The organism is Luteibacter sp. KNZ12-1A (genome assembly GCF_056755675.1).
Window position 1 is genome coordinate 1 of the sequence record NZ_JBPGXU010000104.1, and the last position, 13040, is coordinate 13040.

At 65.7% G+C, this 13040-nt stretch carries 12 protein-coding genes; 9 read left to right on the forward strand and 3 right to left on the reverse strand.

The features are described from left to right. The first annotated feature begins 104 nt into the window (after positions 1-104). Genes folE through ACR9ZJ_RS16245 form a run of 5 tightly spaced genes read left to right on the forward strand, consistent with a single transcriptional unit; the run spans position 105 to position 6698 of the window. The gene (gene folE / locus ACR9ZJ_RS16225) at positions 105-701 is read left to right on the forward strand and encodes a GTP cyclohydrolase I FolE (protein ID WP_481282444.1); all 597 of its coding nucleotides are present in this window, start codon (positions 105-107) and stop codon (positions 699-701) included. A gap of 2 nt (positions 702-703) precedes the next feature. After that, positions 704-2014, forward strand: coding sequence for a hypothetical protein (locus tag ACR9ZJ_RS16230; protein ID WP_481288316.1), 1311 nt, complete (start codon positions 704-706; stop codon positions 2012-2014). Then, positions 2004-2669, forward strand: a complete 666-nt coding sequence (locus tag ACR9ZJ_RS16235) for a hypothetical protein (RefSeq protein WP_481288317.1) — start codon at positions 2004-2006, stop codon at positions 2667-2669. Before ACR9ZJ_RS16230 ends, ACR9ZJ_RS16235 begins: the two co-directional genes overlap by 11 nt. Next, complete coding sequence (locus ACR9ZJ_RS16240) at positions 2602-5454, forward strand: AAA family ATPase (protein ID WP_481288318.1); 2853 nt, start codon at positions 2602-2604, stop codon at positions 5452-5454. The genes ACR9ZJ_RS16235 and ACR9ZJ_RS16240 overlap by 68 nt, the downstream gene beginning before the upstream one ends. Then, complete coding sequence (locus ACR9ZJ_RS16245; protein WP_481288319.1) at positions 5451-6698, forward strand: hypothetical protein; 1248 nt, start codon at positions 5451-5453, stop codon at positions 6696-6698. Before ACR9ZJ_RS16240 ends, ACR9ZJ_RS16245 begins: the two co-directional genes overlap by 4 nt. Here the strand turns inward: ACR9ZJ_RS16245 and ACR9ZJ_RS16250 are convergent. Continuing rightward, positions 6670-7050 (reverse strand): hypothetical protein, encoded by a 381-nt coding sequence (locus ACR9ZJ_RS16250; RefSeq protein WP_481282440.1) that lies wholly within the window; start codon positions 7048-7050, stop codon positions 6670-6672. The genes ACR9ZJ_RS16245 and ACR9ZJ_RS16250 overlap by 29 nt on opposite strands. Positions 7051-7156: 106 nt before the next feature. Then, the gene (gene cysK / locus ACR9ZJ_RS16255; RefSeq protein ID WP_481288320.1) at positions 7157-8113 is read right to left on the reverse strand and encodes a cysteine synthase A; all 957 of its coding nucleotides are present in this window, start codon (positions 8111-8113) and stop codon (positions 7157-7159) included. Positions 8114-8207: 94 nt separating this feature from the next. On the opposite strand from cysK, the gene ACR9ZJ_RS16260 reads away from it, so the two are divergent. From ACR9ZJ_RS16260 to ACR9ZJ_RS16275, 4 genes are all read left to right on the forward strand, one after another. Continuing rightward, on the forward strand, positions 8208-8552 hold the full coding sequence (locus tag ACR9ZJ_RS16260) for an EF-hand domain-containing protein (protein WP_481288321.1): 345 nt from the start codon (positions 8208-8210) through the stop codon (positions 8550-8552). A gap of 90 nt (positions 8553-8642) precedes the next feature. Continuing rightward, positions 8643-9827 (forward strand): cation:proton antiporter, encoded by a 1185-nt coding sequence (locus tag ACR9ZJ_RS16265; RefSeq protein ID WP_481288322.1) that lies wholly within the window; start codon positions 8643-8645, stop codon positions 9825-9827. Positions 9828-9838: 11 nt separating this feature from the next. Then, a complete protein-coding gene (locus tag ACR9ZJ_RS16270) occupies positions 9839-11098 on the forward strand; it encodes a TCR/Tet family MFS transporter (protein ID WP_481282436.1) in 1260 nt (419 codons plus the stop codon). Between the two features lie 58 nt (positions 11099-11156). Further along, positions 11157-12521: a GGDEF domain-containing protein gene (locus tag ACR9ZJ_RS16275; RefSeq protein WP_481288323.1), complete on the forward strand. Its 1365-nt coding sequence runs from the start codon at positions 11157-11159 to the stop codon at positions 12519-12521. Positions 12522-12537: 16 nt separating this feature from the next. Here ACR9ZJ_RS16275 and ACR9ZJ_RS16280 read toward each other — a convergent pair. Next, on the reverse strand, positions 12538-13040 hold a 503-nt coding region (locus ACR9ZJ_RS16280; RefSeq protein ID WP_481288324.1), incomplete at its 5' end, for a VIT1/CCC1 transporter family protein.

Below are 13040 nucleotides of genomic sequence, written 5' to 3' on the forward strand. Positions count from 1 at the left end.
AGATGTGTATAAGAGACAGGACCTGGCCCGCTGCCGCGGGATCGCCGGCAGAGCCGGCTCCCACTACAATGGCTCCTTTGCTTTCACCCAAGGAATCCGTCCCGATGAGCGACGACGCCAAGTACCGCCCGGTCAGCCGTGAACAGGCCGAGGAGGCCGTGCGCACGCTGTTGCTGTGGGCGGGCGAGGATCCGAACCGCGAGGGTCTGCTCGATACGCCCAAGCGCGTGGTCAAGGCCTATTCGGACTGGTTCAAGGGCTACGACGAAGACCCGGCCGACTACCTGCGCCGCACCTTCGAGGAAGTGGCCGGGTACGACGAGATGATCGTCCTTCGCGACATCGAGTTCGAAAGCCATTGCGAGCACCACATGGCCCCGATCATCGGCCGCGCGCACGTGGGTTACGTTCCCACCGATCGTGTCGTCGGCATCAGCAAGCTCGCCCGCGTGGTCGACGGTTTCGCCCGTCGCTTCCAGGTGCAGGAAAAGCTCACCGCGCAGATCGCGCACTGCATCGAAGACACCCTGCGCCCGCGCGGTGTCGGCGTGGTGATCGACGCCAGTCACGAATGCATGACCACCCGTGGCGTGCACAAACGCGGCGTATCGATGATCACCAGCCAGATGCTCGGCAGCTTCCGCGAAGATCCCCGCACGCGGGGCGAGTTCCTCCGCTTCGTCGGCGTCGACCGCCGCTGACCTTGAACGGTCCGGTCGATACCACCGTCCACGACGAACGCCTGCAGGATCTTTTCCGCGACGGCATCGTCGTCGAGGACCTTCCTTCCGTGTTCCCGTTGTTGCGGGGGCGCGGCCTGCTGCGCACGTTCTCCGCGTTGTTCCACGGCAGCGAGGCACAGGTGCTGCTGCGCCTTCTGGTGTTGCGCACGCTGGGTGGCCGCTCGCATGCGACGGAATGGACGCCGCAGGAGATCCGCGACCACCTGGCTTTCGTCGACCCGGTGAAACTCGAGACGGTGGTCCAGCGGCTGAAGGACCACGACCTGCTGGTCTACGACAGCGAGACCCAGCGCTACCGGGTGGGCCCGCTGGGCCGCAAGGCGCTTGGCGCGCTCGCGGCGATGCTCGAGTTCGAGAACGACGACGATGACGGCCTCGGCTACCTCACGGCGCAACTCGCCGCGGGGCAGGCCATGGGGCGCGTGTCGGTCGACGAACTCGGCCACCTGCTGTCGCGCCTGACCGAACTGAAAGAGGACTTCGACCGCGCGGTGCTGTCCGGGTCCGAACACCGTATCCGTCAGGCCGCCGAACGCCTCGATTCGGTCTGGACATGGGTGGAAAAAGGCACCGAGGTGGTCGCCGGGATCACGGAGAAAGACGACCTGGAGCCCGCCGCGCATCGCCTGGCCCAGGCCGTCGGCCGTGCGCAGAGCGCCTTGTTGCGCCAGGCCGGCACGTTCCAGCGCGAACTCAACAAGATCGACCAGCACCGCGTGCACCTGGGCCGCACCGGCCTGTCCTCGTCGGACCTCGTCGGCTGGCTGCGTGCGCAGGACATCGACACGCTGGCCGCCTTCGAGGACGGCCAGCTCCTGCTGCCCCTGCCCGCCCCCTTCATCCATGACCAGATCGCGCTCGACGTCGCCGAGTTCGAGTTGCTGGAACGCGAACGGCTCGCGGCCGAGAGCACCGCGCTGCCGGGTGCGGAAGAACCACCCGATACCGCCGACCTGCCGATGGACGAGGAAGACCTGCGCTTCCTCGACGACTGGCGCGCCGAACTCGCGACCATCGACGAACCGCGCGAACTCGAAGACACCCTGATCGGCGACGACTATGCCCTCTCCGCCTATCGCCTCTCCTTGCTTGGCCTGCTGGGCGACCCCGAGTCGGCGGCACTGGAAGGCGGCACCGCCGACCTCGCGCGCCTGCCGCTCGCGCTGGAAATCGAAGCACGACTGATCGAGACCGACCTGCCCCAGATCGCGCTGGTCAGCGCCGGACGGCTGCGTCCGCGCGACGCCGCGAAGGACACCCATGATGCATGACGATACCGCCAGCCTGATCACCCGGCTGCTCGCCCAACGCTGGTTGCCGCGTGACGACGCGCAGGCACGCAAGGCGCTGCTCGACGAAGGTTTCCGTGAGGAACTCGACCGCCGCCTGGAAGCTGTCGGCCTCGAATTGCGCGAACATCCCTATGCCGCCTACATCGGCCTCGCCGTGGCGCGAAAGAGCGAGCGCGCCGTCTTCGGCGGCAGCGACAGCTGGATATCGAACACCTTGCAACTCGACCGCGATGGCGTGGCCCTGCTGGTCGTCATCTGGGCGCTGATCGTGCTGCCGAAGCGGCAGCGCCAGGTCGAGCGGCAGGATGCGGAAGCGGCCGCTTCGCAAAGCCAGATGTTCGCCGAGGACAAACCCATACCGCGCGATCCGGCCATCTCCCCCGTGATCGCCGAACGCACTCTGCTCGCCGATTTCGGCGACAAGCTCGGCGGCAAGACGCGCGTGGGCTTCAACCTGGGCACGCTGAACCGCCTCGGCTTCATCGTGCGCCGCAAGGGCGAGGTGGCGGAGGGCCCGCTGCTCGACCTCGCCTTCGACTACGAACGCACGGCACGCCGAATCCTCGATGGCGCGCTCGGCGACCTGCTCGCGGATGCCGCCTCGCGTCCCGCCGGGGAGAACATCGATGTTTGATTTCCGCAGCCTCGAAGTGGTGCATTGGGACTACTGGCAGCGTTTCAGCCTGCCGCTCGATACCAACATCGTGACCGTGGTCGGCCCCAACGGCTCCGGCAAGACGACCTTGCTCGATGCCTTGCGCACCCTGCTCACCATCGACTGTGCCGGCAACCGCGACTACAAGAGCTACCTGCGCCACAACGGCAAGCCTTTCGCATGGCTGCGCGCCCGCGTGGGCAACACGCCAGGCCCGAACGGCGAGCGCCCGTTCTTTCCGCTGATGGACCGCGAGGTGACCCTCGCCTGCCGCATCCAGAAGAAAGGCGGCGAGTGGACGCGCCAGTACGCCGTGCTAGGCGGCGACGTGAGCGTGGAAGAGATCGAGGCGCGCGGCGATTTCCTCGGCCTGCGCGAGTACCGCGTGCGCCTGGAAGGCGCCGGGCTGTCGCAGGCGATCCGTCGCGTGCTCACCCTGGAGCAAGGCGCGACGGACAAACTCTGCCAACTTCCGCCCAAGGCGCTGCTCGACCTCGTCTTCGACGTGTTCGGCGACAAGGCCGTGCTCGACGACTACCAGCGCGCGCGTAACGAGCAGGCCGAGGCGGATCGCGAGCAGCACGGGCTGGAGCACCAGCTCTCGCTGCTGCATGTGAGTTTTCAGGATGCGGAGGCGCGATCCCGCTCCTATCTGGAATGGAGTCGTCTCCAGAACGAGCGCATCCAGCTAACGGCGGAGACACTGCCGCGCACCGAGCTAGCCGAGTTGACAGCCAGTATTCGCGGTGCACGACCACAACTGAACGGCGTTAAACGTCGCGAAAGCGAGCTACGCGATCGGGATGCGGAACTCGCCCGGACGCTGGCATCCCTCGACAGTGCGGGCGAAACACTGCGTGCGGAGCAGGATGAGGCGGACATTGCGCGCCAAGCTACCCAAAAGAGCTTTGCCGCCGCCCGATCGGCAATGGACAAGAACGATGTTCTGCTCGCGCAGGAAGCACGCCTGCGCGAGCAGATAGCCGCCCAGGACGGGGCGGATCACGAACGACTGGCGAGCCTGGCCCGCGATGCCCGTACCAAGCTCGCCTCGCTGGCTACCGAAGAAGCCGGACTGCGCCAGGAACTCGGAACGCTCACACAGCAGCTTGCCGCTTGGCGGACCGGTCGGCGCTACACCCCGGATTTCGAGGCCAGCTTCCGCCGGGCGCTCGACGAGGCGGGCATTCGTCACAGCATGCTCAGCGAAATCATCGAGGTCGTCGATCCGCGCTGGCAACCCGCTGTTGAAGCCGTGCTGGCGGGGTCGCGCCACGTCGTTCTGCTGGATGACCCCCGCGACAGGGAAAAAGCGTGGGCAATCGGGGAGCGGCTTCGTTACCGGCATTTCGTCGTACCTGATCGCGCACCGGCACAGGTAGCCACACGTGACTCGCTGCTTGAGGTGGTGGCTTTCTCGGCTGCGGCACCCGACTGGCTACTGCGCAACCTGGACCGGATCCGTCGTGTCGAAGATGTCTCGGCCGGCGCAAAGCTCGGCCGCGACCAGGACTGGATTACGCCTCAAGGCTATTTCAGAGAGCGCCGTGGCGGCCGGCACCTGGGTGTGGACGACATGTATTTCGGTTCGGCCGCACGCGAACGACAACTACGCGATGGCGAAGCCCGGCTACGGGGTATCGAGGCACGACTGCAAGTACTCGGCGAACAGCGCGCACAGTCTCTGGCCATCGCAACCGATGCGGAGAACGTGTTGCGCGGCGCACGGGCCAGCAGCCAACTTGCCGATCGCGCCGAAGAATTTGCCGAAGCCCGCGAACGACAGGTGAGCCTGCAAGAAGACGTCCAGCGTACGGCCGACAGCCTGGCAGCTGCCGAGCGGCGATACGAGGACATCCGTGAAAGGCGACGGGATACAAATTCTTTACGTGACAACGGCGCGCGCGAACAGCGAAGCGTGCAGAATCAACTTGCGGAAGCGACCCGCCAACTCCACCACCTTCGCGACGAGCAGGCTGAACGCCTCAAGGCGTTCCGCATCAAACGAGGTCATGTCGCGCCCGTGCACCGTACGCGTACCGCCATGGCTGCACTGCGTGAGTTATACGAATCGCCCGCCGCAGTTCGGCGCGAAATGGAGCGCAACCAGCGCAGCCTGGACGAAGGCGTGTGGGAGCAGGATGCCAGTGTGCTTGCACTGCGTGACAAGCTCGCCGCCGACCATGACGGGCTCAAGCTCGACCTCGAAAAGCGACGTCTGCACCTGGAACGGGCCTCGAAGATCACACAAGAGGCTCGAGGCGCCTACATCCAGGTCTTGCGCAATACCGTCCGCCGCTACGCCAAGAACCTCAAGGTATTGGCCGACCTCGCCGGCATCGGTGTTGACGTCGAACTGCCGGAGTTGAGCAACGACGACCTCGCCCTAGCCTCGGCCGCATTACATGTGCGTTTCGAATTCGACAAGAAGGGCTGGATCGGCATGGACGACGGTGAAGCCTCCGGCGGCCAGCAGGTCATGAAATCGCTATTGCTGCTGGTGGCCCTGATGCGCGACGAGGATCGCCCCGGCGGCTTCGTCTTCATCGACGAGCCCTTCGCCCACCTCGACATCTTCAACATCGACAAGGTCGGTGCGTTCCTCAAGAGCACCCGTGCGCAGTACATCCTGACCACGCCAGCGACGCACAACGTCAACGTGTTCCAGCCGTCGGAACTGACCCTGGTGACGAGTAAACGCCGGCCAGGAGCGACATGGGCGCAGCCCCTGGCGGTGTTACGGCGAAGGAGTGAAGTGGCGTGAATACCCGCTCGTGGCACTCGGGGGACTGGAGCACGCCCGATGTACACGGCATCCGTACACTCATCACCAATGCACGAAGAGAAAAGCGCCGCCGGCGTGGTGGACCTGCCGACGCCGAGGTTCTCGAAGTTTGGCCGAAGACCTGGAAGGACCTGGTCAAGGATTGGCTGCGGGCGGGCGGAGAACGCCTGTCGCGGAAAAATCTCTCGTCCCGAGCCACCAACGAGAGGGAACACATGGTTCCCGATGTCGCGGAAGCGCTCTTGGAAGCGGGCTGGGTAGAACTCGAAGAACATTTCAGGTCTGGCGGGTGGCACCTCTACCGCCTTGCATGGCTGGATTCCGACCAGTTACGCGAATCGCTAGGTCTCGCCCGAAGGGATGTGTTAGCTCGCGCTCGAGCGGAAGCGCTTTCAACCAAGCCGGGCGATGCACGCTTGGCCACGCTGCATGCGAGCCTCGTCGGCAAGCCCCTCAAAACGGTGCTTTCCCGCGCCGCCCTGCTCACCCGGCTGGACCACTGGCTTGCTGAAGAAAGGAGCGGCACACGGCAACATTTCGCGCACTTCGCGAGAGGCGATACCAAATCCGTTTCCAATAGCGAATGGCAATGGCTCAGCGAACATGCCGATATGGAAGGCATGGGCATAAGCCGTCACCCACCGACGTTATCGATTCGGGCACCCTTCTCTTTGATCGCGAAAGACGGGCGCTTCGATCTCGCCATGGTTCCCGACCTCGCCAGGCTCAGCCCAGGCACGCTCCGTGGAATCGATCGTATCGACGGGCACATAGCACGCTGGCTTTTTGTGGAAAATCACGCGAACTTCGAGGATGTCGCGCGCAGGCTGGGTCATCAGGATGCCGTTGTCTGGCTACCCGGATTCGCGCCGGACTGGTGGCTCGAGGTCATGACTCATCTGGTTTCGCTGGCGCCCGCCCCGATCTTCATCGCCGCAGACCCCGACCCCGCCGGTATCCACATCGCATTGCGCGCGGGTCACATATGCGCCGGGCAGTGGACGCCCTGGGCAATGTCCGCGGAGGCGCTGGCGCATACCGGCACGGGAAAGGCGCTCAATGCATTCGACCGCGAAAGGCTGGCCGCCCTCTCTGACGCCGATCTGCCCTTCGGACTCCGTTCATTGGCCGATGCGTTGGAGGAAACAGGCCGAAAAGGTGAACAAGAGGCTCTCGATCTCGTAACGTGGCTGCTCAATACAACCCCGTCTCGCCCGGAATAGGATTGTCCTCGCCCGATCCATCCAGCGCGTCGCCACTGCTATTCGTCGGTCGCTGCCGGGTCGGGTCGTGTTCGTCGTGTTCGTCGTGCAAGCGCGCATGACGCCGGGCCAGGAGATACGCTGTCGCCAGCGCGCCAAGGCTGGCGCCGATGGCGATGCTCAAGCCCACGTTACGGCGAACACCACGTCCGGCGACACCCATGGCCTGGGTCGCCAAGGCACCGGCCTGCCCCGCGTACTCGCGCGCGGCACCCAATGCTTCGCGGGGATGATGGCCGGTAAGGGCGCCCGCGACGCGGTGCGCGCGCCCGAGGACTTCTTCGCCGATGCTCTTGCTACGGAACAGGGTCATGGTGGGTATCCTCCTTTCGAAGGGCCTACCGTGACGGGTCAGGCGTGATGGAAACGCAGTGCGTTTGTAAGCCGCCGATGATGGTTCACCGGCGGCGTCACGGTTGTCACGGCAGGCTGTTCAGCCATGCATCGTCCGACCCTTCCTCGACACCTTCGAACAAGAAGGTGGAAAGGTATCGTTCGCCAGTGTCCGGCAGCATGGCGAGGATGACGCTTCCCTCTTCCACGCCCTCGGCGTACTTCAAGGCCGCCGCCAGGGTGGCGCCGGCCGACACGCCGACGAAGATGCCTTCCTCCTGGGCGAGCCGCCGCGCGGTGTCGCGCGCCAGCACCTCGTCCACCGGCAGGTTCACGTCGAAAATCTTCCGGTTGAGCACCTCGGGCACGAAGTCCGGTGTCCAGCCCTGGATCTTGTGCGGGGACCACGGCTTGTCGGCAAGCAATGGCGCGGCGGTGGGTTCGGACACGACGATCTTCACCTCGGGACGGGCCACCTTCAGCACCTCGCCCACGCCCGTGAGCGTGCCGCCCGTCCCCCAACCGGTGACGAAGGCATCCAGCCGGCGGCCGGCGAAATCCTGGAGGATCTCCGCAGCCGTCGTATTGCGGTGGTAGGCCGGATTGGCAGGATTCTGAAACTGACGCGGCAGGAACCAGCCGTGCTTCGCGGCCAGTTCCTCCGCACGCTTCACCATGCCGCTGCCGCGTTCGGCGGCGGGCGTGAGAATCACCTTGGCGCCATAGGCGCGCATCAGCTTCCGGCGCTCCACCGAAAAGCTGTCCGCCATCGTCGCGACGAACTTGTAACCCTTGGCCGCGCAGACCATCGCCAGTGCGACACCCGTGTTGCCGGAGGTCGCCTCGACCACGGTGTCGCCCGGCTTCAACAGGCCCTTCCGCTCGGCGTCGAGGATCACGGCGATGGCGAGGCGATCCTTCACCGACCCGCCCGGGTTGAACGATTCCACCTTCGCGTAGAGGGTCACGTGGGGCGGGGCCAGCCGATGCAGGCGCACGATGGGCGTGCGGCCGATGGTGTCCAGAATGCTGTCGTGGATCATGGGCGACTCCCTTGGCGAAAGGTGCAAGGGTCCAAAGGTACTCCCGTTTCCCACGGGGCGACAAACGGGCGGGGATCGAGCAGACTGCCGGCCTATGAATCGACGTCCATACGGCTTGCTGGCCACCTTGCTCCTGATCGCCCCGGCATTCGGCCAGGACTTTCCGCGAACACCCACGGAGTATCTTCACCGCATGGACGGCAATGGCGACGGCCGGATCGACGAGGCGGAGTATGTCCGTTACATGAGCCAGGGCTTCCTGCGCATGGACGTCAACGGCGACGGCGTGCTCGACGCCAACGATGGTCCGATGCGTCCCGGTGCGAAGTCGGTGCGCCTGGACGAGTTCCAGCGCAACCTGATCCATCAGTTCCACAAGCTGGACCGGAACGGGGATGGGGTGCTGGATGCCCGGGAGCTTTCGCAGCCGCCGCGGTAAGAGCATCGCCGACAGGGTCGGCTCCCACCACCACACGGGCTCCCACCGGGGTCGACTTCCGCTACCCTCTGGCGAGCCTGGGGAGGGTGAATGAATACGACCGAATTGTTCCTGATCGCGATGACGATCATTCTTGGCGTGCCGTATCTGGTCTGGCGCGTTTTCCGTACGGACTATTGGGCACCCCTGGTGGTGGTGCAGATCGTCACCGGCATCCTGTTGGGCCCCGGTGTACTCGGCAAGGTCTTTCCGGATTACTACGGCACGGTGTTCGCGCCGCCGGTCATCGGCGCCTTGAACGGCATCGCCTGGTGGGCGGTGATGGTGTTCGTCTGGATCGCCGGGATCGAGCTGGACCTGCGCGAGGTCTGGAAGCAGCGCCGGGAGTGCGGCACCACGGCGGGACTGGCGCTGGCGGGGCCCCTCGTCGCGGGCTGCCTCGCCGCGCTGGCGATGCTGGCGTGGCGAGACGGATGGATAGGCGAAGCGGCGACCACCTGGCAGTTCGTGCTGGGCGTGGGCATGGCCTGCGCGGTGACCGCCCTGCCCATCCTCATCCTGCTCCTCGAGAAGCTGGACATCCTGCGCCGGCCGCTCGGCATGCGCGTGCTGCGTTACGCCAGCCTCGACGACCTCGCGATCTGGGGCGTGCTCGCGATCATCCTGCTCGACTGGAAGCGGGTCGGGCACCAGGCGGCGTTCCTCGCCGGATTCGCCGTGGCGGCCTGGCTGTTCCGCCAGCTGATGGCACGACTGCGAGAAAGCGATCGCTGGTATGTCGGCCTGATATGGCTCGCCGCCTGCGGGTATGGCGCTGACTGGTGCGGCCTGCACTACATGGTCGGCGCCTTCCTCGCCGGCGCCATCATCGACCGCGACTGGTTCACGCTCGATCACCTGGACAAGCTTCGCCACCACGTGTTGCTGGTGGTGATGCCCGTGTTCTTCCTCTCCACCGGCCTGCGCACGAACTGGTCGGTCGGTGGCACGGCGGTGTTCGTCGCCGCGGCATTGCTGCTGGTGGCATCCGTGGCGGGCAAGCTCGCCGGCGTGGGACTCGCGGGCAAGCTTCTGGGCTGGGCGCGTGGCGATGCATGGACGATCGGCTGGCTGTTGCAGACCAAGGCGCTGATCATGATCATCTTCGTCAACATCCTGCTCGATCGCCACGTGATCACGAGCGAGACCTTCACCGCATTGCTGCTCATGGCGGTGGCAAGCACGATGCTGACCGTGCCTATCGTGGCGCCACGCCTGAAGCGACTCCTGGGCTGACCACGGACACCATGGAAACGAGTACCCACACCCCCGTGCGCCGCGCCGCCGTGATCTTCATCTTCATCACGGTGCTGATCGACATCCTGGCGTTCGGCATCATCATCCCGGTGCTACCGCACCTGATCGAGCAGATGACCGGCAACACGGTGTCGAACGCCGCATGGTGGGTGGGCGTGTTCGGTACCGTGTTCGCCATCGTGCAGTTCATCGCCTCGCCGATCCAGGGTGCCCTGTCCGACCGGTTCGGGCGGCGGCCCGTGGTGTTGCTGTCGAACCTCGGCCTGGGGCTGGACTTCGTCTTCATGGCCGTCGCGCCTTCGCTATGGCTGCTCTTCGTCGGACGCGTCATCTCCGGTGTCACCGCGGCGAGCTTCACCACGGCCAACGCCTATATCGCGGACGTGACCCCGCCGGAGAAACGCGCGGCCGCGTTCGGCATGCTCGGCGGCGCCTTCGGCATCGGCTTCATCGTCGGTCCGGCGCTGGGCGGATTCCTCGGCGGAATCGACCTGCGCCTTCCGTTCTGGGTGGCGGCTGGGCTGGCACTGACCAACTTCCTGTATGGCTTCTTCATCCTTCCCGAGTCGCTGCCTCCGGAGAAACGGGCGGCACGCTTCGAGCCGCATACGGCCCATCCGTTCGGCGCGCTGAAGATGCTGCGCCGCCACCGCGAGGTGTTCGGCCTTTCCATCGTGATGTTCCTGTTCTACCTCGCCCATTACGTATTGCAGACGGTATTCGTCCTCTACGCGGACTATCGCTATGGATGGGGACCGCAGCAGGTGGGTTACGTCCTGGCCCTGGTCGGTGCCTGCGACGGGACCGTGCAGGCCTTCCTCACCGGCCGTCTTGCCGCCCGCTTCGGCGAGCGGCGCGTCCTGCTTGCCGGCATGGCCTTCGGCACGGCCGCGTTCGCGGTGATGGGATTGGCTCCTGTGGGCTGGGCCTTCCTGGTCGGCATCCCGCTGATGTCGCTATGGGGCCTGGCCGGCCCACCCATCCAGTCGATCATGACCCGCCATGTGGAGCCGGACGAACAAGGGCGCTTGCAGGGTGCCGTCACCAGCCTGGGCAGCTTCGCAGGAATTTTCGGTCCCTACCTGTTCGCCCAGATCTTCGCGTTCTGGATTTCGCCGGCACGCACCGTCCACCTGCCCGGCGTTCCCTTCCTGGTGGCCGCGGCCCTCGTGGCCTTCGGCATCGTGGTGGCTGCGCGGGCCACGCGGGACGAGCCAGAGCCCGCTTTGGCGGGGAAAAACGTGAGCTAATTCGCAAACTTCATCGTATCATGCGATCCGAATCGGCAAATAACGCGACGGTTGGGACGTGCGTTTGGACAACCAGCTCTGGGAAAGCAAGTATCACGAAGCCGTGGAGCGGTTGACCCGTGAAGAGGCGCAGTGGCGCACCGCGGAGTCCCTCCTGCGCCAGCTGGTCGGCTGCCTCGGCCGCGTCGCGCATGGCGCGCATGACCAGGTCGATCCACATATCGAGCGCCTGTCCGCTGCGTTGAGCGGCACCATGGAACCGTTGGCACTCGAACCGCTCGTCAATGAACTCGCCGAAGCGATCGAGGGCCTCGGCGCCCGCCCCCGTGGCGTGAACGACGAGCGGTCCATTCCCATCACGCGCCCGCAGCGCACCGAGCACGGCTCGTCCGTGCAGTCGTCGCTGAGCCGCCTCGTCGACCGCATCGTCATCCTGCCCCGGCTCGCCGACCGTGCCAACGACCTGCGCCACGATGTCGCCGACGCGGGCGACCTGGTGGCGCTGGCCGTCTGCGGCGACCGCCTGGCCGACCTCGTCAACGAACAACGCATCGGGCTGCAACGCGAGATCGACGCCTTGCAGGCCGTGCTCCGCCACGTCACTGGCCGTCTCGACGAGATGAGCCAGTACATGTCGCGGGAACTGGCCGATCAATCCACCGGCGAAGCGAACGGGCAAGCCCTGGACGCGTCGGTGGCGCACGAGATGCGCCTGCTCGGCGAAGCCGCCCTCGAGATCGACGACATGCACGAGCTGCGCGAGCGCGTGAACCAAAGCCTCGAGACCATCTCGCATTGCTTCCGCGATTTCCGTGATCGCGAGGGCGTCCGGCTCACGGCCTATCGTGAACGCGCGGAGCGGATGCGCCTGCGCATCGAACAGCTCGAGACCGAACGCAACACCTTGCAGCGCTCCCTCGAACGCGAACACGAACTCGCGCAGACCGACACGATGATCGGCATGCCCAACCGCCTCGCCTACGAGAAGCGGATCGAGGCGGCCTACGAGAGCTGGCAGGCCACCATGCGGCCGCTGAGCATCGCGGCCATCGACATCGACCATTTCAAGAGCATCAACGATACCTACGGCCATACCGCGGGCGACGCGGTGTTGCGCATCATCGGCCAGGCCCTGTTGAAGCACATACGCCCATGCGACTTCGTCGCCCGCTATGGCGGCGAGGAATTCATCGTGATCTTCGATGGCGCCGACGAAGCGGAATCGCTACAGGTGTGCGAGCGGCTGCGGGGCAAGATCCAGCACCTCGCCTTCCACGCAAGCCGGCAACCCGTTCGCGTCACCGCGTCGATCGGACTGACCCAGTTCCGACCGGGCGACACGCCACAATCGGTGTTCGACCGCGCGGACCTCGCGCTGTACACGGCCAAGAACGGCGGCCGCAATCGTTGCGTGGTGGGTTGAAAGCCTCGGTGATTGCTTAAGCCGCCACGTCGAAAAGACGCCCCACCGCCGCCGTCAATGCCATCGCCGCCGCACCCCAGAACACGACACGGGTGACGCCGCGGCCGATGTTCGCCCCGCCGGTCCAGGCAGACACCGCGCCGAGGATCGCCAGGGCGACGAGGGACACGGCCACCGTCACCATGGTGACCGATTCGCGCGCCGACAACGCCGCGGCGACGATGGGCAGGAGGGCCCCGCTGGCGAAGCTCAACGCCGACGCCGCGGCGGCCTGCAACGGCCGCGCCGCCGTGGTCACCGACAGCCCCAGCTCATCGCGCGCATGCGCCTCGAGCGCGTCGTGCGCCATCAACTGCTCCGCCACGCGATCGGCCAGTTCACGGTCCAGGCCGCGGCGAACGTAGATCTCGGTGAGTTCCTTGTGCTCGCCGTGGGGATCTTCGCGCAACTCGCGCGATTCCAACGCCAGCTCGGCTTTTTCAGTATCCCCCTGCGAACGGCTGTCTCTTATACACATCT

Excerpts from the sequence above, each read along its gene's own strand:
- folE (WP_481282444.1), top strand. The coding sequence starts at position 105 with ATGAGCGACGACGCCAAGTACCGCCCGGTCAGCCGTGAACAGGCCGAG.
- ACR9ZJ_RS16235 (WP_481288317.1), top strand. The coding sequence starts at position 2,004 with ATGATGCATGACGATACCGCCAGCCTGATCACCCGGCTGCTCGCCCAA.
- ACR9ZJ_RS16240 (WP_481288318.1), top strand. The coding sequence starts at position 2,602 with ATGGCGCGCTCGGCGACCTGCTCGCGGATGCCGCCTCGCGTCCCGCCG.
- ACR9ZJ_RS16250 (WP_481282440.1), bottom strand. The coding sequence starts at position 7,050 with ATGACCCTGTTCCGTAGCAAGAGCATCGGCGAAGAAGTCCTCGGGCGC.
- cysK (WP_481288320.1), bottom strand. The coding sequence starts at position 8,113 with ATGATCCACGACAGCATTCTGGACACCATCGGCCGCACGCCCATCGTG.
- ACR9ZJ_RS16260 (WP_481288321.1), top strand. The coding sequence starts at position 8,208 with ATGAATCGACGTCCATACGGCTTGCTGGCCACCTTGCTCCTGATCGCC.
- ACR9ZJ_RS16265 (WP_481288322.1), top strand. The coding sequence starts at position 8,643 with ATGAATACGACCGAATTGTTCCTGATCGCGATGACGATCATTCTTGGC.
- ACR9ZJ_RS16270 (WP_481282436.1), top strand. The coding sequence starts at position 9,839 with ATGGAAACGAGTACCCACACCCCCGTGCGCCGCGCCGCCGTGATCTTC.